Origin of the sequence: Chitinophaga oryzae (assembly GCF_012516375.2) — a bacterium.
In the GTDB taxonomy this organism is placed as follows: Bacteria; Bacteroidota; Bacteroidia; order Chitinophagales; family Chitinophagaceae; genus Chitinophaga; species Chitinophaga oryzae.
In genome coordinates this window covers 5034348-5060302 of record NZ_CP051204.2, presented here as the reverse complement: position 1 = coordinate 5060302, position 25955 = coordinate 5034348, and the positions used below count along the sequence as shown (strand labels likewise).

Genomic DNA, 25955 nt, shown 5'->3' with positions numbered 1-25955 from the left:
GATGTTTGATTTTAATCTCAACGAAATAATTGATCTGTTAAACGAGGCCCACGATAGCGGAATAAAAGTTTCCTTCGAGGATGATAATTTATTGGTAGAGGCAGATGAAGATAAAGAGATCGATGCCGGCTTCCTGGATAGATTGAGAAATAATAAAAACTCCCTGATAGCCTATTTCAAAAAACATAAGTCCGGTACGCAGGAGAAACATTTCTCCGGCAGCATACGGGACGCCCGTGACAACGACGACGGACCGGTTCCCTTGTCCTTCAGCCAGGACCGCCTCTGGTTTATCCATCAGCTGGAAGGCAGCGTGCAATACCATATCCCCGCGGCGTTACGGCTGAAGGGTAAACTGGATGTTGCGGCACTGAACTTTGCGCTGCGCACGGTGGTGAACCGGCATGAAGTGCTGCGTACCGTGATACACCAGGCAGACGGCAACGTATGGCAGCGGGTGCTGGAAAAAGATCAATGGCAACTGGATATTATCGACGGTACCTCCGGCTATGAAAAACCGGAGGTATTGCAGGCGTATATGGACGAACTGGTACAGATACCATTTGACCTGTTCCATGATCATATGCTGCGCGCTCATCTCATACAGCTGGCGCCGGAAGAATTCCTGCTGGTGCTGGTGATGCACCACATCGCGTCCGATGGCTGGTCTACCGCCATCCTCGTGAATGAATTGAATGAGGCTTACACCGCTGCCACCGAAAAGCGGGAACCGGTGCTGGAGCCCCTGGATATTCAGTTTGCCGACTATGCCGTATGGCAGCGTAAATACCTCGCCGGCGATATGCTGGACAAACAGCTTTCCTACTGGAAGAAACAGCTGGATGGCGCTTCTTTGTTAAATCTCCCTACAGACTACGAGCGCCCGGCGGTAAAAAGCACCCGCGGCGCTTTGGTCACTTTTCATATCCCTCAGCAGCTGACGGCGGCGCTGGAAAAGCTGTCGCAGGAACAGGGGGCTACCTTGTACATGACATTGCTGGCTGCTTTTAAAGTATTGCTGTACCGCTACAGCGGCCAGGAAGATATCAGCATCGGCGGCGTGGTGGCCGGCAGGATGCGGACAGAAATGGAACGGCTGATCGGCTTCTTCGTCAATACGCTGGTGCTGCGCACCCATCTGGACGGCAATCCCGATTTTATCACGTTGCTGCAGCAGGTGAAAAATACGTTGCTGGATGCTTACGAACACCAGGAAGTGCCTTTTGAGAAAGTAGTGGAAGCAGTGATGGGAGAGCGGGATATCAGTAAGAATCCGCTGTTCCAGGTGGTGTTTGTATTACAGAACGTACCGCCTACCAAAGAACTGAAAATGGGAGAGGTGGTGATGCAGGACGAAAAAATCATGCGTACCACCAGCCTGTTCGACCTGTCCTGGTCAATGGAGCAAGGTCCGGATGGTATCGACGTGGAAGTGGAATACTATACCGATATCTTCACCGAAGCGACCATCCAGCGGATGGTAGGGCATTTCCAGCTGTTGCTGCAGGCAGCCGCCGACAACCCGGCACAGTCTATCGGTACCCTGAATATGCTCAGCGAAGCAGAAAAACATCAGCTGCAGGTGTCGTTTAATGACACCGCTACCTTATATCCTTCGGCGGAAAGCGTAGTGTCCATTTTTGAAGGACAGGTAGCGTTTTCGCCGCAGGCGCCGGCGGTGACGTTCGGAAAGCGCACGCTTACCTACCGGGAACTGGATGAACAGGCCAACCAGGTGGCCAACTACCTGGCGGAACAGGGTATGCAGCCGGGCAAGACCATCGCCCTGCTGTCGAGGCGCGGGATAGAGATGATTGTCGCCATCTGGGGAATCCTGAAGAGCGGCAATGCTTATGCGCCCTTTCATACCGGTTACCCGGCCGACCGCTTGCATGGCATGATGGAAGATGCCGGCATTACCACCCTGCTGTATACCAGCAGGGAGCTGTTCATTTCTTCCGGAATGGGAGAATTCACCACAGGACTGGACATCGCCGCAGCGCGCAACAGCGCCGTAACGCCGCCGGGCATACGAACCGGCAGCGACGCTTGCATCAACGTGATGTACACCTCCGGTACTACCGGCCGTCCCAAAGGGATTGCCATCACCAACAGAAATATTATCAACCTGGCCTTCGACCGTGGCGCCACTTCAGTGCTGCCCGGCGACCGGCTGCTGCAATGTTCCAACTACGCCTTCGACGGCTCCACCTTCGATATCTACAGTGCGCTGCTCAACGGCGCCTGCCTCTGCATGGTGGAAGATGACGCGGCCATCGATGTATTTGAATTAGCGAGGATCATCGCAGCGGAGAAAATCACCATCGCCCTTTTTCCCACGGCCTTGTTCCACAACTTTATCGATAACCAGCCCCTCGGCCTGAAACCCATGCGGAAGATCCTGTTTGGCGGTGAAAAGGCTTCCCTGCCGCACCTGGAAAAAGCGCTGGCGGTACTGGGGCAAGGGAAGCTGGTTAACATGTACGGCCCTACGGAGGTGACCGTGGCGGCCACCTGTTACGAAGTCAATGACGTGACCGGCAGGCTGTCCGTTCCTATCGGTACGCCGATGGCCAATGCCCGCATCCGTATCCTGGACGAGAACCGGCAGCTGGTGCCGCTGGGCGTAAGCGGCGAAATTTACGTAGGCGGTGACGGCGTGTCGCTGGGTTATGTCAACAGGGAAGACCTGACCGCGGAAAAATATGTCACCCTCGAAGATGCCCCGGGCCGTTGGTACCGCACCGGCGACAAAGGCCGCTGGCTGCCGGATGGCACCATCGCCTATGCCGGCAGGATCGACGACCAGGTGAAGATCCGCGGTTACCGCATAGAACCGGGTGAGATAGAACGCGCGCTGAACAACCTGCCGGAGGTGGGCGACAGCTGCGTGGTGGTAAAACAACAGCATACCGGCGAAAAAAGACTGGTGAGTTATTTTGTTCCGGAACAGGAAACGCTGCAACAGAAAGAGTATGAGCTGTCGCAGCTGCAGATCGCCAGCTGGCGCGCCCTGTACGATACCGCCTATAGTAAAACAGACGAAATAGAAGACCTGGATGAAGAGTTCAACATTACCGGCTGGAACGACAGTTTCACCAGCGGCCCTATCCCCGCAGAGAACATGCAGCAATGGGTGAATGATATCACCAACCTGATCATCGGCCTGCGACCGAAGCGGGTACTGGAGATAGGATCGGGTACAGGGTTGATCTATTATCCTATTGCTGATCATATAGAAAGATATATCGGTACTGACTTCTCCCGGGTGTCTGTAGAACAGATCCTGCGCCGCATTGCCAAAGGCGAGCGCCGTTACCCCGATACGGAAATGAAACTCTGTGCCGCACATGAAATTATCCTGGATGAAAAAGAGGAGATCGACCTGGTGATCTTAAACTCCATTGTACAGTATTTCCCGGGAGCCGCCTATATGACGGACGTGCTGGCGAAAGCCATCACCCTGTTGAAAGGCAAAGGCCGCATTGTGGTGGGCGACGTTCGTGACCTGCGCCTGCTGCCATCTTTCAAACGCCGCCTGCAGCTGGACAAACTGCATGACAAGACCAGTGTCAGGGAGTTTGAATGGAGCGTGGAGCAGGAAGTGCTGAAAGAAGAAGAGCTGTGTTTTTCTCCTGCCTATTTTTATCATCTGCAGACCCGCTTTCCGGAGATTACCAATGTGGAGATTGTATGGAAACAAGGAGATTACATCAATGAGTTGAGCCTTTACCGTTATACGGTGATCCTCCATGTTGGCATTGAAAAACCGGTATTGCAGCCGGAATGGCAGCCGTGGGACGCCATTGCCGACAAAAGCACCATCATCGATCAGCTCACAAACCGCATCCCGGTGATCGCGTTGCAGGACGTGCCGGGCCATCGCGTATGGAGAGAACGGATGCTGGACCATGCGCTGAAAAATAACCTGTGCAACAATGTAGGCGACTTGTCGGACTACATCAGCGCGCCGGACAAGGTAACACATACTGTTAACGAAATACTGGACGAGGCTATGGCCGCCGGCTACAGCTGCCGTTTTCTGCTGGATGAAGATCCACTGAAAATAAACCTGCTGATAGAGCGCGAACGTTTTGATGGTTTTGTGGAACAGTCCTACAGCAACAGCATCAGCTTTGCTGATACCGTGAAAACCAACGTGCCGCTGTTCACCGACATCTGTGAAGCGCTGCAGAAAAATATCAAACAGCAGCTGCTGGACCGCCTGCCGGATTACATGGTGCCGGCGGACTTCGTCGCATTGCAGAAGTTGCCGCTGACCGGCAACGGCAAGGTAGACCGTAAGTTCCTGGCTGCCTGGGAAGACATTCAGCGGAAACGGCTGATCAACTACGTGGCGCCCACCAATGCCACGGAACAACACCTGGCCGGTATCTGGCAACATTTGCTGGGCGTGGAGCGTGTAGGCATCGAAGATAATTTCTTTGAATTAGGTGGTCACTCCCTGCTGGCGACCCGCGTGGTGGCCGCCGTCCGTAAAGACATGGACGTGGAGCTGACCGTAAAGGACTTCTTTATATATCCCACCATCGCTTTACTGGCGGCGTACCTGCAGCAACAGGAAAAAGGTTCGCACCTGCCGCCGCTGGTTGCAGGCCCGAGACCTGCCAATATCCCGCTGTCTTTCAGCCAGGAGCGGTTGTGGTTCATCGATCAGCTGCAGGGCACCGTGCCTTACCATATGCCGGTGATACTGCGCCTGCATGGTAACCTGGACGTACAAGGCCTGGAATTCGCGCTCCGTAACATCGTGAACGGGCATGAAGTGCTACGCACGGTCATCGCACCGAAAGACGGCGTTGCCTGGCAGCACGTGATGGACAAAGACCAGTGGCAGCTGACGTTGGTGCCGCAGTCTCCGGAACTGTCTGATGAAGCTACCTTAAAACAATTGCTGAGCGGCCTGGCCGATATGCCCTTTGACCTGTGCCGTGACCATATGCTGAGAGCGCACCTGGTCACATTGTCGGCGCAGGAGCATCTGTTGTTGCTCACCATTCACCACATCGCCTGCGATGGCTGGTCTATCTCCATACTGGTAAAAGAACTGGTGGAACTGTACCGCGCCTACGCGGAAAAACGCGCTCCTATCCTCGAGAAACCGGAAATACAGTACGCCGACTATGCCCTCTGGCAGCGTAACAGCTTCGACGGCGCGGTCCTCGGTGAAAAGATGAAATACTGGAAGCAGCAACTGAACAACGTACATCCGCTGGACCTGCCAACAGACTATGCCCGTCCTGCGGTACAGCAGTTTAACGGCGCTATCAGCTGGTTCCATCTTGATCAGCAGCTCACGGACCAGCTGCAGCAGTTGTCCAGGGAACAGGGGGTTACACTCTTTATGACCCTGCTCACCGCCTTTAAAGTATTGCTGCAGCGTTATAGTGGCCAGGATGATATTTGTGTGGGTTCGCCGGTATCCGGCAGAACGCAGCAGGAAACAGAAGGGCTGATAGGCTTCTTCCTGAACACTGTGGCGTTAAGAGCGGACCTCAGCGATAACCCTTCCTTCCTTTCCCTGTTGCAACAGGTGAAAAATACTACGCTGGATGCCTATGAGCACCAGCAGGTGCCGTTTGAGAAAATTGTGGAAGAGGTGGTGAAAGACCGCGATATGAGCCGCAGCCCGCTGTACCAGGCGATGTTCGTTTTACAGAATACGCCGCCGGTACCGGAGCTGTTGTTGGGAGATCTGCACCTGGCTTATGAAGAGGTGCCGCATAAAACCACTTTGTGCGATATCACCATGTCGCTGGAAGAACAGCCCGATGGTATCCGTGGCTACGCTGAGTATTGCACCGATTTGTTCAGCGCCGGACGGATCAAACAAATGATGAAACATTTCGAGCAGCTGTTACGCGCTATCGTTGCCGCACCTGCCAGCGAAATCAATATGCTGCGCATCACCACAGCGGCGGAAGAAGAACAGCTGCTGAGCGCCTTTAACAGCCGGATAGCGGACTATCCGAGAAACAAAACCATCATCGACCTTTTTGACAGGCAGGTGCTGCTTACGCCGGAAGCGGTGGCAGTAGTATTTGAATCGGTACAGGTCACCTATGGCGAACTGAATAGCCGGGCCAACCAGCTGGCACATTACCTGAGGAAGCTGGGCGTCCGGGAAGATACGCTGGTGCCGGTATTCCTGGAACGGAGCGAACAGATGATCATTGCCATGCTGGGTATCCTGAAGGCCGGTGGCGCCTATGTGCCCATTGATCCGGAATATCCGCAGGAGCGGGTAAGGTTTATGCTGACGGATACCGCAGCGCAATATGTGGTGAGCAACAGCGAAAGCGCCCATTTGCTGGAAGGCTTGACTTCCGCCACAATAGTATCACTGGACGCAGACCAGCATATCCTGAAAGGGTTCCCTGAACACAATCCTGAAAGTTTTGTACAGCCGCATCACCTGGCGTATGTGATCTATACCTCCGGTTCTACCGGTCAGCCGAAAGGCGTGCTGCTGGATCATTACAACGTAGTGCGGTTGTTCGAGACCGATACGCCGTTGTATGACTTTAACAGCAGCGACGTATGGACATTGTTCCACTCTATCTGTTTTGACTTTTCCGTATGGGAGATGTATGGCGCCTTGTTCTATGGCGGCCGTCTCGTCATCGTCTCCAAACAGGTGGCGAAAGACGCATCTCTTTTCGGGCAGCTGCTGCTGTCAGAAGGAGTGACGGTGCTCAACCAGACGCCTGCGGCCTTCTATGTGCTGCAGGAATACCTGGTGGCGCATGCGCCGGCGGTACCCGTAAGGTATGTCATCTTTGGCGGAGAGGCGCTTAACCCGGCCATGATCAGGCCGTGGAAAGAAGCCTATCCGCATTGCAGAACGATCAACATGTACGGCATCACCGAAACGACCGTGCATGTGACCTACCAGGAGATCGGTGTTGAACATCTGCAAAGCAGCAGCAGTATCATTGGTACCGCTATTCCTACGCTGGGCATTTATATTTTGGACGCTAACAGGAGCTTGTCGCCCGTGGGCGTGCCGGGCGAACTGTATGTTTCCGGTGCGGGGCTGGCGAGAGGATATCTGAACCGCGAAGCTTTAACGGCAGAACGCTTCCTGCCGAATCCTTTCAGCCGGGAAGGGGATTACAGCCGGTTGTATAAAACCGGCGACCAGGCCCGCTGGCTGGCGGATGGCAATATCGAATACCTGGGACGTATAGACCAGCAGGTGAAGATACGCGGATACCGTATAGAGCTGGGGGAGATTGAGAACGTATTGCTGCAGAGCGGGTTTATAAAACAGGCAGTGGTCGTGGCGACCAACGACAGCGCCGGCAGTAAGATACTGGCCGCGTATATTGTTTCTGAAGAGCGCTTCGACCGTGAGCGGGTGATCGCCGTGCTGAAAGAGCGTTTACCGGACTATATGGTGCCGGCCCTGTTTATCACGTTAGACAAAATGCCGTTGACCTCCAACGGAAAGATCGACAGGAAGGCATTGCCGGATGTGCACCAGAACGCTCCAGCCGGTAATGAATATGTAGCTCCCCGCAATGATATGGAACAGTTGCTGGCCGACGTATGGCAGGAATTGCTGCAGGTACCACGGGTAGGGGTATACGATAATTTCTTTGAACTGGGAGGCCACTCATTGCTGTCTATGCGCATGGTGGCAGTGCTGCGGAAAAAAATTGCGGTGGAACTAACGGTGAGGTCTGTATTCCTTTACCCGGTGATTGCCCAGCTGGCGGCTTTCTTACAGGAAGAAGCCAGCCAGACCGTAGTTCCGGGAATAAAAGCCGTAAAAAGGCCGGCGCGTATTCCGCTTTCCTTTGCACAGGAACGCCTCTGGTTTATTGACCAGCTGGAAGGCAGTGTGCAGTATCACGTACCGGCCGTATTGCGCCTGCGGGGATCGCTGGACGTTGAAGCCTTGTCCACCGCCCTGCGCAGCGTGGTCAACCGGCACGAGATATTAAGGACCGTGATCCGGCAAAATGATGGCCGCGGATATCAGTACATTCTTGACCAGGACAACTGGACATTAAATATCACCGATCAGGCGGCCTATAAAGAAAATCCGGCAGCGTTGCAGGAGTTTATTAAGAAGATAACGGACGCCCCGTTTGATCTGTCGGCAGACCATATGCTGCGGGCAGACCTGGTAGTGCAGGGCCCCGATGAACATATCCTGATCATCACCACCCACCACATCGCTTCCGATGCCTGGTCTACCAGTATCCTGGTGAAAGAGCTGGTGGCGTTTTATATGGCCGCAGCTGCCGGTACGGAAGCACACCTGGAGAAGATGGCCATCCAATACGCGGACTATGCCATCTGGCAGCGTACCTATATCACCGGTGATATACTGGATAAACAACTCGCTTACTGGAAAGAAAACCTGGCAGGCATTACGCCGCTGAACCTGCCGTTGGACTATCCGAGGCCTCCGGTAAGAAGCACCAGGGGCGGAGCTGTCAGCTTCCAGCTGCCTGCTGAGCTGACCGCACAGCTGCACCAGTTCAGCCGCCAGGAAGGGGTGAGCCTGTTTATGACCCTGTTTTCCGCGTTCAACGTTATGCTCTACCGCTACAGTGGCCAGGAAGACATCTGCGTAGGCAGCCCTGTTGCGGGCAGAACGCAGCAGGAAGTGGAAGGCCTCATCGGCTTCTTCATCAACATGCTGGCACTGCGGGTAGACCTGAGCCGGCATCCTTCTTTCCGCGCGCTTCTTCACCAGGTGAAACAAACGACGCTGAATGCCTTCGAACACCAGGAGGTGCCGTTTGAGAAGATCGTGGACCAGGTGGTAGTGGACAACGACAGAAGCCACCGGCCGGTATTCCAGGTGGTATTTGGTTTGCAGAACAACGTGAACCAGCCCGACCTGCAGTTTGGCGATATCGTTTTGTCTGAAGAAACAGTAGCGCATACTTCCGCTAAGTTTGACCTGGTATTCAGTATGGACGAAGATGAGGACGGACTGAATGGCACGGTGGTGTATTGTGCGGACCTGTTTACCGAAGCTACGGTAAAACGTATGGTCGGCCATTTCCAGCAGCTGTTACAGGCTGTAGTAACGTCGCCGGACCAGCAGATAGGGTTGTTGCCCATGCTCACTTCCGGAGAAGAACAGCAACTGCTGGCCGTAAAAGGAAACTACGAGAAAGAATATACGCAGCAGATCACTTTTGCGGATCTGTTTGAAGCGCAGGCAAACCGTTCTCCGGAGGCGATAGCAGTCGCTTTTGAAAACAATACCCTCACTTACCGCGAGCTGAATGAACGTGCAAATTGCCTCGCCCACTATCTGAGAAGCAGGAGGGTAAAGGCGGGCACGCTGGTGCCGGTTTGCATGGAACGCTCGCTGGACATGGTGGTGAGCATCCTCGGTATTCTGAAGGCAGGAGGCGCCTATGTGCCGGTTGAACCGGATTTCCCGGAAGACCGTATCCGGTTTATGCTGGAAGATACTGATGCCTCCAATATCATAACCCTCAGCAAATATGCCGACAGGGTACAGGCGGTGCCTGCAGATATCATCTTGCTGGATGATGACTGGAACGATATTAAAGTCAACGGAAAAGAAAACATACCCGGGATCACCCGGGCGGAACACCCTGTATATGTGATTTATACCTCCGGCAGTACCGGTCAGCCTAAAGGAGTGGTGGTTACCCACGGCAACCTGGCAGATTACATCGCCGGTTTGACGAATGCGCTGCCTTTGAAGGAATGTCGTTCTTTCGGGCTCATGTCCAGCATGGCGACCGACCTTGGCAATACCGTGATCTTCGGTGCGCTGGCCAATGGTGGCGCCCTGCATATTTTCTCCAAAGAGATGGCGCAGGACACCACTGTCTTGTATGAATACCTTGACCGGAACCCGATAGACTGTATCAAAATAGTGCCTTCCCACTGGAAAGCACTGTGTTTGCCGGACAGGCTGCTGATACCGGAAAAGCTGCTGATCTTCGGTGGTGAAGCGCTGGAATCGGCAGTAGCGGCGTCGGTCTATGCAACCGGTACCGCCTGCACGGTGGTGAACCACTACGGGCCTACGGAGACGACTATCGGAAAACTGCTGCACATCGTTGACAGAGACGCTGCTTACGGTGAAAGCATCCCCGTAGGTAAACCTTTCTCCGCCACACAGGTGTATGTGCTCAGCCAGGAGCTGCAGTTATGCCCGGTGGGCGTTCCCGGTGCCTTGTATATAGGCGGGGAAGGCGTTGCCAGCGGGTATCTCAACAATGATGAACTCACCGCTGCCAAATTTATCGCAGATCCTTTTGCGCCGGGCACGAATGGTCGTTTGTACAGCACCGGTGATATGGTAAAATACCTGCCGGACGGCAACATCCTCTTCATGGGCCGTGTGGATGACCAGGTGAAAATACGCGGTTACCGTATAGAGCTGGGCGAGATAGAAAGAGCGTTGAACAGCTGCGCTACCGTGAAGCAGGCGGTGGTGGTCGTGAAAAAAGACCATCTCGATAATAAACGGCTGGTAGCGTATGTGGTAGCAGAAGCGGATGCAGACGTGGATAAAGAAGAGATATTGCAGCAGCTGACAGAGCAACTGCCGGATTATATGGTGCCATCGCTGTTGATGGTACTGGACTATTTCCCCTTGCTGGCCAACGGCAAGGTGGACAAGAAAGCGTTGCCTGAAGCGGATGGCAGCAGCCTGCAAACAGATACCTATGTGGCGCCGCGCAACGAAGTGGAACGCACCCTGGCAGGTATATGGGAAGCGCTGCTGGGCGTGGAAAGAGTCGGTATCAACGATAACTTCTTCGCTTTAGGCGGTGATTCTATCATCACCATACAAGTGGTGAGCAGGGTGAGAAGGGCCGGCTATGAATTACAGGTCGGTGACTTGTTCGACTACCAGACCATTGCTATGTTATACGCCGTCATGTCTGCCCGTAAAGGAGCAGCTACCGCTGTTTCTGCGGACCAGGAGATACAAAGCGGCAGCTGTGGTTTGTTGCCGGTGCAGCAATGGTATTTTGAGAAAGAAGGCACTACGCCTTCCCACTTTAACCAGAGCATGCTGCTGAAAATAGACAAGCGCATTCCATCATCTACCTTGTCGGCCGCTATCATGCAGCTGGTACAGTACCATGACAGCCTCCGTTTCAAATATACGTATGGCGCCAATGGATGGGAGCAGACGTACGGCAACGCCGAAGCGATGCTGAACATCGTGAACCTGCAGGCAGAATCCATGCAGGAGTTCCCGGAAATGATGGTGACCTATGGAAATGGATATCAGCGTAGCATAGATGTTACGAAAGGTAACTGTATCAGCGCTGTCCTGTTTTTAACGCCTGCCGGCGATGCCCACAACCGTTTGCTGCTGGCGGTCCATCACCTGGTGGTAGATGGCGTGTCATGGCGTATCCTGCTGGAAGACCTGGAACGCCTGATCGATGGTCTGTATAACAATCAGACAGTATCACTGGGCAAAAAGAGCAGTTCTTACAGGCAATGGTATGACGCACTGGTGAAATACAGCGGGACAGAACGTTTGTTGAAACAGGCGGACTACTGGTCCGGCATGGTACAGCAATACCGGCCGTTACCGGTAGATAAAGCCTACGACGGCGTGCTGCGGATAAAAGATATGCAGCATTACCAGGTGAAGCTGACACCGCTCTTTACACAGCAGCTGCTGCAGGAAGTACCTGCTGCCTACCGTACGGAAATCAACGATGTGTTACTGAGCGCTTTGGCCCTCACGCTGAACAGCTGGACCGATGGCGCTGTGCTCATCGGACTGGAAGGACATGGAAGGGAAGACATCGACAGCAGCGTGAACGCAGGCGATACCGTGGGCTGGTTCACCAGCCTGTACCCGGTGTTGTTGCCCGGCCATACCACTGGCGACGCTGGTATGTTACTGCGTAATATGAAAGAACAGCTGCGCCAGGTGCCGGACAAGGGAATCGGCTTCGGCGTGCTGAAATACCTCAACAAACTGGCAGCGCTACAGGGTGGTGATCCCTGGGATATAACCTTTAACTACCTCGGGCAGTTTGATGCCGTGACCAGCGGCGGTAAATGGTTTTCCGTTACCGACGAACCCGCCGGCGCCGAAGCGGGTGACGACTACACCGTTCGCCGTAAGATCGCTGTGAACAGCATGGTGACCGGCGGTGAACTGGTGCTGGACTGGAGCTTCAGCCATCAACACTACAATATTGCTACTATCACTACGCTGGCGCAGCAATACATCGACCGGCTGGAGGCGATTATCAGGCATGCCGTAGCGCAGGCAGCGCAACAACCGCTGCTGACGCCGTCAGACTACGGTTTGGGCGGCCTGGTGAGCAACACGGAGCTGGACCGCTTCCTGGATATGCCGATGGCCAGCGGTGCTAAGCGCCGTGACGAGATGACCGCCATGTACCGGCTGAGTGGCCTGCAGGAAGGCATGCTGTTCCATGGTTTGTACGATAATGCCGTAGACGCCTATACGGAGCAGTTTACCTACCTGCTGCATCAGACAGACATCAGTGCCTTCATAGAGAGCTGGGAGTACCTGCTGCAGCGGCATACTATTTTACGCAGCGCATTCTATCATGATGCTTTCCATGTGCCGGTACAATGCGTATACCGTTATGTACAACTGCCGGTGACGCAACTGGATTTCCGCCGTTTGGATGCAGCAGCTCAGGAGGCAGCATGGACCGCTCATGAAGCGGAAGTATTGCTGCAGCCGTTCGATTTTACGGCGCCACCGCTGATGAAGATGAGCCTGATACGGTTGCAGGACGACACCTGGCGCATGGTATGGACCTACCACCACCTGCTGCTCGATGGCTGGTCAATGCCGGTATTGCTGGAAGAATTGCTGCGTACCTACGAGGCGCTGGCATCCGGAAAACAACCGGAAGAAACGGCTACCGATCACTACGAAGAATATATCCGTTACCTCGATCGCAGGAATAAAGACGAAGAAGGAGCGTATTGGCGCGGATACCTCGCTGATATCAGTAACAGCACGTTGCTGCCTTTCATCAGCAGTGCCGACAGGACAAAAGCCGAAGGCCGTTATAAAACGACGCCGGTGGTACTGGATGCCACGCAGACAAAACTCATCACCTCGTACGCGCAGCAACAGCGCCTCACCGTCAACACCCTGATGCAGGGCGTGTGGGGGTACCTGTTATACCGTTATACCGGTAACCAGCACGTAGCTTATGGCGCTATTGTGTCCGGCCGTCCGGACGATATGCCGGGGATCGAAAGAAAGGTAGGGATGTATATCAATACCCTGCCGGTACACATCGCTGTGACGCCGGAGCAGCCGATCACCGACTGGTTGCGCGATATACAGGCGGCACAGGTACAAAGCCGCAAGTACCAGTATACCCCGCTGCGCGATAGCCAGCGTTACACCGGCGTCACAGGAGACCTGTTCGATACGCTGATGGTATACGAAAACTACCCGGTAGATGAGGAAACACTTTCCTATCCGTGGAAACTGCAGATAGAACAGCTGCACGTGGAAGAACATACGAACTACCCGTTGAGCATTACGATAGGGGTGGGACAGGAGATCACTATCCTGTTACAGCACAACACCGCCCTGTTGTCTCCCGGCTATATCACGCAGATCAGCGAACACTTTAAACAGGTGCTGGAATATATCGTCCGGAACCCGGCCGCCAAAACCGCCGACATCGTGTTGCTGAACAACGAAGAGCGGGAACGGATAGCCGTTACGTTTAACAAAGCTGCGCTGCCGCAGGCCACAACCGGCAAATCTGCTGTCGACCTGTTCAAAGAACGGGTGGCGCTGGCGCCTCAGCAGACGGCGGTAGTGTTTGAAACGCAGGCGCTCACCTATGGGGAACTGGACAAACGTTCCGACCAGCTGGCGCTGTACCTTGTCAGCAAAGGCGTGCAGCAGGAAACACTGGTGCCCGTTTGTGTGGAACGCTCCCCGGAAATGGTCGTTGCGATATTAGCCATCCTGAAAGCAGGGGGCGGGTATCTGCCGATAGATCCGTCTTACCCCGCGGCACGTATCAGCTACCTGCTGGAAGACAGCCGTGCGACCATGATGATCAGCAGTACGGAAGTAGCTGACCGCCTGGATATACCTGCCCATATTCATGTTATCAAAACAGATGCAGACCAGGCCGCGATTGCAGAACAACCTGGTATCAGCCTCAGCACCACCCCTGCGCCGGACGATCTCGCCTACGTGATTTATACCTCCGGCAGTACCGGTCAGCCGAAAGGCGTGATGATCGAGCACAAGGGACTGGTGAACCTGGCGCTGAATATGGAAACGGTGCTGTCGTTAAGACCAGGCATCAGGGTATTGCAGTTCTCCGCTTTCGGTTTCGACGCCTCCTGCTTCGAGATCTTCAGCACCCTGCTGAGCGGCGGCTGCCTGGTAATCCCGCATAAAGACGACCTGCTGTCGGCAGAAAAATTCGGGGAGATGGTGCGGCAGCATGAGGTGGAACTGCTGTTACTGCCTCCGTCTTACCAGCATACCATCCGTGAGGAACTGGGCACGATAAAAACAATCATATCCGGTGGCGAAGCGCTGAACCGCGAAGACACCAGGTATTTCCAGTCCAAGGGTATCCGTGTGTTTAACGCTTACGGACCTACGGAAAACAGCGTTATTACCACGATCACCGACAGTCCGCTGCAAGGCGATACCGTGGTGATCGGGAAACCGTTGGCCAACGGACAGGTGTACATCCTGGACGCGCAGGGCGAGCTTTGCCCGGTAGGCGTGGCCGGCGAGATCTGCGCCGGTGGCGTTGGCGTGGCGCGCGGTTACCTGTATCGCCCGGCGCTCACAACAGAGAAATTTATTCCCGATCATTTCAGCGAACAGCCGGGCGCCCGCCTGTACCGCACCGGTGACCTCGGGCGCTGGCTGCCGGACGGCAACATCGAATACCTCGGCAGGATCGATGACCAGGTGAAGATCCGCGGTTATCGTATAGAGCCGGGAGAAATTGAAAATGCCCTGCTGCAGAGCGGTTTCGTAACCCAGGCAGTCGTGCTGGTGAAAACGGATGACAACGGCCATAAACGTTTAGTCGCTTACGTGGTGCCGCAGGGCGCCTTCGACAAGGAGCCGCTGTTAACTTCGCTGAAAGACAAACTGCCGCCTTACATGGTACCTTCTTTAGTGGTTCCGCTGGAGAAAATACCTGTCACCGCCAACGGTAAGGTAGACAAGGCAGCGTTGCCTGAGCCTTATACCACGGCCACCCATACCCGCGCTGTCTTAAACGGCGAAGTGGAACAGACACTGGCCGTTATCTGGGAAGAACTGCTGGGCGTGAAGAACATCGGCAGAAACGATAACTTCTTTGAACTGGGCGGTGATTCCATTATCACTATCCAGGTGGTAGGCAGGGCCAAACGTTTTGGATATGACCTGAAACCGAAAGACCTGTTCGTGCACCAGACCATTGCCGGACTGGCCGCATCCCTGGCTTCCGGCAAGGAGAAAGCCGTACGCGGAGAGCAGGGCATACTCACCGGAGACAGCGGTTTAACGCCTATCCAGCAGTGGTACCTCGAAGAGGAAACCATCGCAAAACACTTTATTCAACAGTTGTTTGTCGGAATAGGTAAACAAGTCAGCGATACCGTATTAAACACGGCCATACAACAGTTGCTGCTTCGTCATGATGCCCTCCGGTTTACGTATACCCGTAAGGGCGGGCAATGGCAACAGCACTACGGCAGCTACGCCGGCGCACTGGAAGTGGTGGACCTGCGGGAAGTGGCGGCAGACGAATATGCCGCTACCCTGGCAGCTCACTGCGACCGGTACCAGGCTTCTTTACAGCCGGAGGAAGGTATCCTGCTGCGTGCTGTACTGTTTCTAACGGCTCCGTCGGAAGCGGCCAACCGCCTGCTGATCATTGGTCACCACCTTGCAGTGGATGGTGTGTCCTGGCAGATTATGCAGGACGACCTGGAGCTCCTGCTGGACCAGCTGCAGCGCAATGAACCGGTAATGCCGCCGCTGAAGACCAGCTCCTACCGGGAGTGGCATCAGGCGCTGGTGGCATACGGCCAGCGTAAACAGCTGCAGCAGCAGCGCGACTACTGGGTGGACATCGCGCAGCAATACCAGCCGCTGAAGGTGGACAAAGCATATCATGGCGCGTTGACTGGCAATGATATGGCCACACATGAAATGCACCTGGATGCAGCATTGACGCAACTCCTGCTGCAGGAAGCGCCGAAGGCTTATCATACCGAAATCAACGACGTGCTGCTGGCCGCCCTGTCGGCCGCGCTGCATGCCTGGAATGGCGCTGGCGTAGTAGTCGGCCTCGAAGGCCACGGCCGTGAGGACATCGCCAGCAACATCGATATCAGCAATACGGTAGGATGGTTTACCAGCCTGTATCCTGTAGGACTGAGCAATAACGTGTATACGTCGCCGGGAGCTTTGCTCAAAGCGGTTAAAGAACAACTGAGGCAGTTGCCGGATAAAGGCATCGGCTACGGCGTGTTAAAATATATCAATAAGGAAGAAGCCCTGCAGGGCAGAGATCCGTGGGACATAACGTTTAACTACCTCGGACAGGTAGATGCTGCCAGGAGAAACAGCAAATGGTTCAGCACCGTTCCGGAAGCGGCTGGCACCGGCAGCATCACGGACGTAAAAATCCGTCATAAGATCGCTGTCAACGGCGCGGTGGAAAACGGGGAACTGATCCTGTACTGGAGCTACAGCACCCATCATTATAATAGCGGTACTATCCAGGAGCTGGTGAACAGCTACCAGGCGCAGTTGCAGCAGCTGATTTACCATGCGGTGGCCCAGGCGACCGTACAGCCGGTATTCACGCCGTCAGACTACGGATTGGGCCACCTGGTGACCAATGCGGAACTGGACCAGTTTCTCGATGCCCCTCACGCAGGCGGTGGTACCCGCAGAGACCATATCACCGGCCTGTACAGGTTGAGCAGCCTGCAGGAAGGCATGTTGTTCCACGGACTGTACAACGGCAATAACGGCGTATATATCCAGCAGCTCTGCTGTACGCTGGATGCGCCGGACATAGCGGTATTAAAGGATAGCTGGCGGCAGCTGCTGCAGCACCATACGGTATTGCGCAGCAGTTTCTTTGCCAACGTGTTCCGAATCCCGGTGCAGTGTGTGCAGGCGCAGGTAGTCATACCGTTCGACGAGCAGGATTACCGGCATCTGGACGCGGCCGCACAGGAAGAAGCATGGACAGCCTACGAAGCGGCAGACCTGGTGAAAGGATTCGATTTTACCGCGCCGCCGCTGATGCGTATTGCCCTGATCCGGTTGACCGATGAGCGGTACCGTATGGTATGGACTTTCCATCACCTCCTGCTGGATGGCTGGTCAGGGTCCGTACTGGTGGAAGAGCTGTTGCAGACATACGATCAGCTGCTGGCCGGCAAAAAAGCCGCGGCGTCCGCAGAAGAGAAATACGAAGATTATATCCGTTACCTGGAACGCCGCGACCAGGAGGAAGAAATGCTGTACTGGAAAGAATACCTGGCATCGGCAGGCAGCGGCACGTTGTTGCCATTTATCAGCGCCACCGCCGAGCGTACCAAGGGCAAGGGCGTATATGAAGTACAGGAGTTGCAGCTGACAGGTGTTAAAGCGAAGCAGCTGTTGTCTTACGCGCAGCAGCACCGTATCACGGTCAACACTGTGGTGCAGGCCGTGTGGGCTTACCTGTTATACCGCTATACCGGCCAGCAGCAGGTAACCTATGGGGTAACCGTGTCGGGCCGTCCGGATGACTTGCCGGGCGTAGAGAAGCGGGTAGGTATGTATATCAACACCCTGCCTTTCCATACCGTCATCGACAGGGAACAGGGCATTGCCCCGTGGCTGCAGCAAATCCAGCAGCAGCAGGTGCAGAGCCGTGAACATCAGTACACCTCGCTCAATGATATACAGCGCTGGCTGGAAATACCGGGCGACCTGTTCGACAACTTCCTCGTATTCGAAAACTACCCGGTCAGCGATCTGCTGAATACGCACCAGTGGCAGCTGCAGATGGATAATATCGAGATGCGCGACCATGCCAACTACCCCCTGGGTATTGCAGCCGTGGTGGGCGAATCGGTGGAAGTACGGTTTAAATACAATACCGCGTTGCTGGACCGCGCTTATGTGACCGCACTCCTTGGGCACTTCCGGCAGGTGCTGGAATTCATGGTGGATCATCCGGCCGCAAAAACAGGTGATATTATCCTGCTGGACAAACAGGAGCAGGAACATATAGCCGTTGACTTTAACGCCACCCCCGTGGCGTATAACGGTGCCGGCAAAACGATTATAGACCTGTTCAGAGAAAGGGTGGCGGCGGCGCCGGAAAGTACGGCCCTGCTGTTTGAAGAGCAGGCGCTGAGCTATCACGAGCTGGACATCCGTTCTAACCAGCTGGCCCATTACCTCACCGGTAAAGGTGTGCAGCCGGAAACACTGGTACCTGTGTGCCTCGAACGGTCCCCGGAAATGATCATCTCTATACTCGGTATCCTGAAAGCCGGCGGCGCTTATCTGCCGATCGATCCGTCTTACCCGGCAGCCAGGATCACCTACCTGCTGGAAGACAGCCGCGCTACCATGCTGATCACCAGCCTGGCGCTGGCAGGAGAACTGGACATTCCTTCCTCTGTAAACATTATCAGGGCAGATGCAGACCGCAGGGCCATCAGCACCCAGCCAACCACGGCGCCGGTGGCAGTCCCCGCACCGCATCACCTCGCATACGTTATCTATACATCCGGCAGTACAGGCAACCCCAAGGGCGTAATGATTGAACACAAAAGTGTCGTAAATCTGGCTTTAAGTCAGGCCGCATCCCTGAGATTAATACCTGGTATGAGAACCTTGCAGTTTGCAGCTTTCGGCTTTGATGCATCCTGTTACGAAATTTTCAATACCCTGTTAAGTGGCGGTAGCCTTGTACTCCCCCGGAAAGAAGACCTGCTGGCTGCAGACAGGTTCGGCGACATGGTACGGAAACACCAGGTGGAACTGGTGGTATTGCCTCCGTCTTACCAGCATACGATCCGCGAAGAGCTGGGTACGATCAAAACGATCGTTTCGGCGGGAGAGCCGTTGAACCGCGAAGATGCCAAATACTTCCAGTCCATCGGTATTCGTGTCATTAACGCTTACGGGCCTACGGAGAATACCGTATGTACCAGTCTCACCGACAACCCGCTCCGCGGCGACACTATCGTGATCGGTGAGCCTGTCGGCGGCGTGCAGGTATACATACTGGACCAGCACAGGGAACTGTGCCCGGTAGGTATCACCGGCGAAATCTGCGCCGGCGGCGAAGGGGTGGCGCGTGGTTACCTGTACCGCCCAGAACTGACAGCGGACAAATTCATCCCGGACACCTTCTCCGGAAAACAGAACGCCCGCCTTTACCGCACCGGTGACCTCGGCCGCTGGCTGCCCGACGGCAGCATCGAATACCTCGGCAGGATAGATGACCAGGTGAAAATACGCGGCTACCGGATAGAGCTGGGAGAAATCGAAAATGCACTGGAGCAGTTCGATGGCGTCAGCCAGGCGGTCGTAGTCGCTAAAGGCGCAACGGACAACAGGACGCTGGTGGCTTACATCCTGCCGGACGGAACTTTCGACAGGCAGGCCCTCAGCGCCTACCTCGAAGCGAAGCTGCCGGAGTATATGGTGCCCTCCCTGTTTATAAAAATTGACAGGATACCGGTAACGCCTAATGGTAAAGTAGACCGCAAAGCATTACCCGACCCGGACGCAGGCGCCCTGTCTGAAAACGCTTATGTGGCGCCCCGTAACGAGACGGAAGAGATACTGGCAGAAATCTGGCAGCAACTGCTGGAAGTAGAGCAGGTAGGTATCCATGACGACTTCTTCGCTCTTGGTGGACACTCGTTGCTGTCTATCCGCCTCATCGCTGCTATCCGCAGAAAGCTGGGTAAAGAGATCGCCCTCAGCAATATCTTCGACGCTCCCACGGTCGCCGCACTGGCCGCCAGCCTGATGGCGCCGGAGGCGGGTGAGGAAACAGCCGCTGCTACCGGAGAACATCATGTCATCCCCTTAAACAAAAGCAACAGCCGGACAACGGTGTTTATCATCCCCGGCCAGGATGGCCTGAGTGATGGCTACGATGAACTGGCCAAAGCGCTTACCACTACCGCTGCAGTATATGGCATCCAGATGCCGGGCGTATTGGAAGGAGAGCGGCCGCTTTACACCATCACGGAAATAGCCGCGCAGAATATCCGCTGGATAAAAGCGCTGCAGCCACACGGTCCTTACCGTTTCATCGCTCACTCCTTCGGTGCGTATGTGCTGTATGAAATGGTGCGGCAGCTGGAAGCCGCCGGGGAAACAGTGGCCTTCGCCGCCCTCCTCGACGCGGATGCCCACCCCGGACATATTGATGTGCTCAACGGCGGCGCTACCACCTACCAGGATATCTTCTTCGAATCGGTGGTGGAAGTGCTGACAGAGAATAATATCATCACCGGCACACCGCCGGCATGGGTGACCGCTCTGCAATCACTGGTGCGGCCGCTGGAAATGAAAGCTGTGGCGCCGTTTATTTCAAACTACCTGAAAGGCAGGATCAATGACGATAAGCTGGCGCATGTGGATTTCATTATGCGGTTGACGGACATCAAGGTAAGCAACATTGAGGTGCTGAACAGCTACCAGGTGGAAGGCCGGACCAATGCCGTCCTGCATATTGTGAAAGCTGCCGGCGCACAATGGAAGGGCAAACCGGAGAGCCTGGGATGGGACGCGCACGCCAAAGTAACCGTACATACGGTCGAGGGCGATCACTTCTCTATGTTGAAACAGGAAAATGCGGGCGCGCTGGCGCAGTATCTCAGCAAACAGCTATCAGCACAATAGGCGGAACAAGCTGCTCCGGGCGAAGGCCCGGGCAGCATTCCTTTTGATATTTATTCATCCAATCATCTTTAGAATACCGGACCGTATGAGATTAATCAGTTTGCTTCAGAAAAAATCGAAGTTGTTTTACATCCTGTTGTTATTGCTGGGCCTTATCAACAGCGTGTGGTCCATGGGACTGTTGTTGCTGATCAACAACAGGATTGCAGGCACTTCTCTTCCGTTTGTACAGGGATATGACTGGCAGATATATGCAGGCATGATCCTCGTATCTTTTTTTACCGCCAGGGCCTTTCAATCCTACACGATCCGGCTGACCTATGAATTAGGGAATGACCTGGGATTGTCTGTTTTTGACAAATTGCGGTTTTCGGATTACGAAGAATATATCAAACTGGGGGAGGAGAAAGTACGTACGGCCACGGCAGACGTAACGACCCTGCAACGTTTCCCCAATGTTTTTATTGAAGTGTTCAACGCGCTGGTCATGGTGCTGATAGGGTTGGGTTACCTGTTCTATACCAATTTCTTTGGGGCCCTGCTGATCCTGGGCGTCCTTTCCGCCCTGGCGGTGGTGTACTATGTCCGGAATATGGCTATCAGCAAGGACCTCAACACCGTACGCGACCTGGCCAATATTTACCAGCAGAATGTCAATGATTTCCTGCGCGGGTTTAAAGATGTGAAAATGAGCATCACGCGAAGCGATAATATCTTCCACAAATACATCTCACAGAACAGGAACCGGGTAAAAGAGCTTACCGTAAAAACACTGATCAAATACATGGGCAATGAACTGATGGGAAACTACCTGTGGTACCTGCTGATCGGTATTATCGTGTTCCTGTTGCCGGTCATCCTGCATATGAGCAACGTGGTGAATAACCAGTTTGTGGTGACGCTGTTGTACCTGATGGGACCTGTAGGCATTGTGGTGGCCCGTATCAGCGAGTTTACGCAGATGCAGATAGCGGTCGATCGGCTGCATCAGTTCCATGATAAGATCAACGCTTCCAAAGCCATCGCTATTGGGCACGGTGATCTGCCGGCCATCGGCGACAAGTTTGAAAGCATCCGTTTTGAGAATGTGACGTTTGAATACTATGACGAAAGAAGAGCAGAGACTTTCCGTTTAAAACCGCTTACCCTCGATATCAGGAAAGGAGAAAGCATTTTTATCACCGGCGGCAACGGCAGCGGCAAGAGCACTTTCGTGAACCTGCTGACGGGCCTGTATGTGCCGCATAGCGGCACGATATCGCTGAACGGGCGGGTGATCACCGAAAGGACTTATCCGGGCTATCGCAACCGCATCGCGGCCATCTTTACCGACAGTATCCTTTTCAATGAGAATTACGACGGCCTTGAACTGGCGCCGGATAATGAACGGCTGATGTTCTGGCTTCGCAAGATGGAGCTGGAAAACATCGTCACTTTTGATACCGGGAAGAAATCCATTAAAGCCGATTTGTCGAAAGGGCAGCAGAAGCGGCTGGCGCTGATCTATGTGATGCTGGAAGACAAGGATGTGATTGTGCTGGATGAATGGGCCGCAGAGCAGGACCCTGTGTTCAGAGCATATTTCTATAAAATAATTGTTCCCGAATTAAAGCAGATGGGTAAGACCGTTATCGCCGTGACGCACGATGACGCCTATTTTGATTGCGGGGACCGGCTCATTAAGTTCGACTATGGTACCATTGTCAGCGACACGTCCGTCAATGCCGCCACAGATCTGCACTATGCCGTATAGAGAATTACAAATTACGAATTACGAATTACGAATTGAGGGCTCTTTTTTGGAAAGGTTATTAAGTAAAAAGTACCTGAGATGTTACAGAAAATTAAGCTGATATGTATTCCGTATGCAGGTGGAAATGGTTATTCTTTCCGCGATCTGCAGCCCTTTTTGGGCAGGCACCTGGATATGGTGACCCTGGAGTTGCCGGGTCGCGGAAAACGGATAACGGAGCCGCTGCTGTCTGACATACATGCCATGACAGACGACCTTTACAGGCAGGTGTTGCCCCACATAAGATCTCCTTACATCCTGTACGGTCATTCTATGGGCGCAGTGCTGGGCAACCTGCTGATGCACCGGTTGAAAAAGGAATGGAAAACCCTCCCGCTGCACTTTTTCGTTACCGGCTGCGCGGCGCCTGTTTTTAACCACCAGCGCAAACAACGGCATCTGCTGCCGGACGAGCAGCTGATGGCGGAGCTGAAGGAGATGGGCGGAATGCCGGACGCTTTGCTGGAAGACCTGGACCTGATGGAGTTTTTTCTGCCCGTGATCCGGGAAGATATGAAAGCGCTGGAATGTTACCGGTATCAGGCCTTGGAAAAGTATAGTACCGGTATCACCGTCATCACCGGGACCAACGAGGACATCAGCGATGCCCAGACGGCCGGATGGGCCCATGAATCAGAAAAGGAGGTACGCATTCTCCGTTACCCCGGGAACCATTTCTTTATTTTTCATCAATTCCAAAACATAGCTATGCTCATCCGCGATGTAGCATTAACGCCGCACCATAGCTGAATATAACCCTTCTCATAAGATGTACACAACTATAGAAAAAACGATGAAGACAGTCTGTTCCGGCAGGCGACTGCTGCAGCTGCTGCCGGTTTTGCTGCTCCTTTCTTTCGTAGCCCGGGCGCAAACCGGTAAAATAACCGGACGGATACACGATGAAACGCAGCAACCGGTGGTAGCCGCCACGGTGCTGCTTAAGAAAGCGGCCGATTCTTCGCTGGTGAAAGTAGCCCTGTCCGATACGACCGGTAGCTGGCAGCTGGAAGAAATTCCCTTCAACCGTTATTTTATCACCATTACCTATATCGGGTATAAGGAATGGAACGGCCCGGTCTTTACGCTGGACCAGCCAGCGACGACACTGGAAAGCGCAAGCCTGCAGTCAGGCGCCAGCAACCTGAAAGGGGTGACCGTAGCGGCAAAAAAACCGTTTATAGAGCAGCAGCTGGACCGCACCGTGGTGAATGTGGAATCGTCTATCATGGCCGCGGGAGGCAGTGCGCTGGAGGTGATGGAGAAACTGCCCGGCGTGCTGGTGGACAAGAACGGGAACATTTCCATCAAAGGTAAACAAGGAGTGAAAGTAATGATAGACGACCGGCCCGGTTACCTGTCTGCCGCCGAACTGACCGCCTTCCTCCGGAATATGCCCGCGTCGCAGCTGGACCAGATCGAGATCATGTCTAACCCGCCGGCGAAATATGACGCCGCCGGCAACGGGGTCATTAATATCAAGCGAAAGAAGCTGAAGACCGGCGGTTTCAACGGAACGCTGACGCTTACCGCCCTGCAGGGAAGATACCCGGGAACGACGCAGAACCTCAACTTTAACTATAGCAACAAACATGTTAATTTTTATGGTAATGCGGGCTTTAGTTACCGGAAGAGTTTTGAAGATTATTATATTGTCCGTAACTTCCGTAACGGCGCTAAAGAAATCACCAGTATTTATGACCAGCATACTTACACCAAAACAACGGGGAAAAGTATCACCGCCAAGCTGGGAGCAGACTATTACGCCAGCGCCAAAACGACCATTGGAGTGGCGTTGGGCGGGTTTCATAATCCCTCGGAGGCCGTTAATACCAACAACACGCTGTTAAAAACCGGAGATGGCGTGATGACCACGAGGGTAGACGCACCCGCTACCACAAAAGGCAAATGGGACAATATGGAAGCGAATGTTAGCCTGAAACACGTGTTTGCCGCCGAACGCGAACTGCTGTTAAATGCCGATTATTTGTCGTACAACAGTACCAGCGAACAACATTTCGATAATCGTTATTTTAAACCCGACAGCAGTGAAGCGGCGCCGCGCAAATCTTTCCTGGCAGACCTGCCGGCGAAAATTAACATTTATAGCCTGAAAGCAGATTATACCCATCCGTTTTCAGACAAGACACGCCTCGAAGCAGGCGTGAAAACATCGTTTGTCAATACCGACAACAATGCACAGTATTTTGACGGGGTAAGCGGCGGCTGGAAAAAGAACGACTCCCTGAGTAACCACTTCCTGTATAAGGAGAATGTCAACGCCGGTTATCTGAACCTGCGGCATAAACACGACCGCTGGGAATTCCAGGCCGGTCTCCGCGCAGAGCAGACCTGGCTGAAAGGAGAACAGAAAAACAACGGGCAGACATTCTCCCGCAGTTACCTGCAGTTTTTCCCCAGCGCTTTTGTGGCCTACGATGTGGACAAGGAAAGCAAGGTGACGCTGTCCTACGGCCGCCGGATAGAAAGGCCGGATTACCGCAGCATGAACCCTTTTCGTTTTTACCTCGATCAGTACACCTACAACGAAGGAAATCCTTACCTGAACCCCCAGTACAGCCATAACATAGAACTGGGCTACAGTATATGGGAAGGGGCGCTCACCACCACGCTGCTGTATAACCGGACGACAGACATCATACAGGAGGTAATACTGCAGAACGCTGACAAGAATGAGACCTATCAGCGGCCGGAGAACCTCAACACCCGGAAGGTACTGGGCGCCAACGTAAACGCCCAGATACCGATAGGAGAGACCATGACGACGGTGCTCTACATGGATTATAACCACTATGACTATTCAGGGGCTATCAATAACGAACCCTTTGAACTGAAAGCCGGCGTGTTCACAGCTCAGCTGATGCAGCAGGTGAAGCTGCAAAATGGCTGGGGCTTCCAGTTTATGGGCACCTGGTCATCCCGCAGCATTGACGGTACGTTTCTGCAGCAGCCTATCGGCACCCTGCATGCCGGCGTCCAGAAAGATATCCTGGGCAAACAGGCCACTATCCGCCTGAGCGCTTCCGATATCTTTGGCTGGAACCGCTACAACGCCACCAGCCGTTACCAGAATATTGACATCCATATCCGCGGCCAATGGCAATCGCAGGTGTTGAAACTGGCGTTTACCTACCGCTTCAATAAAAATGACAGGAAAGAGACGACGGACAAGCGCGAAAGCGCTGCAGAGGAAGAACGTCAAAGGGTTAAAACAGAAAAGAAATAACACAA

At 54.0% G+C, this 25955-nt stretch carries 4 protein-coding genes; all 4 read left to right on the top strand.

Annotation, left to right across the window (positions count from 1 at the left end; all coding sequences use genetic code 11):
* The first annotated feature begins 1 nt into the window (after position 1).
* The 4 genes from HF324_RS20220 to HF324_RS20205 all read left to right on the top strand — a co-directional run bounded on the left by HF324_RS20220 (position 2) and on the right by HF324_RS20205 (position 25950).
* Positions 2-20911, top strand: a complete 20910-nt coding sequence (locus HF324_RS20220; RefSeq protein ID WP_168860666.1) for a non-ribosomal peptide synthase/polyketide synthase — start codon at positions 2-4, stop codon at positions 20909-20911.
* An 85-nt stretch (positions 20912-20996) separates the two neighbouring features.
* Positions 20997-22664 carry a cyclic peptide export ABC transporter gene (locus HF324_RS20215; protein WP_168804222.1) on the top strand — a complete coding sequence of 556 codons (1668 nt, stop codon included), beginning with the start codon at positions 20997-20999 and terminating at the stop codon, positions 22662-22664.
* 78 nt (positions 22665-22742) lie between these two features.
* Positions 22743-23453 carry a thioesterase II family protein gene (locus HF324_RS20210; protein WP_168860665.1) on the top strand — a complete coding sequence of 237 codons (711 nt, stop codon included), beginning with the start codon at positions 22743-22745 and terminating at the stop codon, positions 23451-23453.
* A gap of 43 nt (positions 23454-23496) precedes the next feature.
* Positions 23497-25950, top strand: coding sequence for an outer membrane beta-barrel family protein (locus tag HF324_RS20205; RefSeq protein WP_168860664.1), 2454 nt, complete (start codon positions 23497-23499; stop codon positions 25948-25950).
* The last annotated feature ends 5 nt before the right edge of the window (positions 25951-25955 follow it).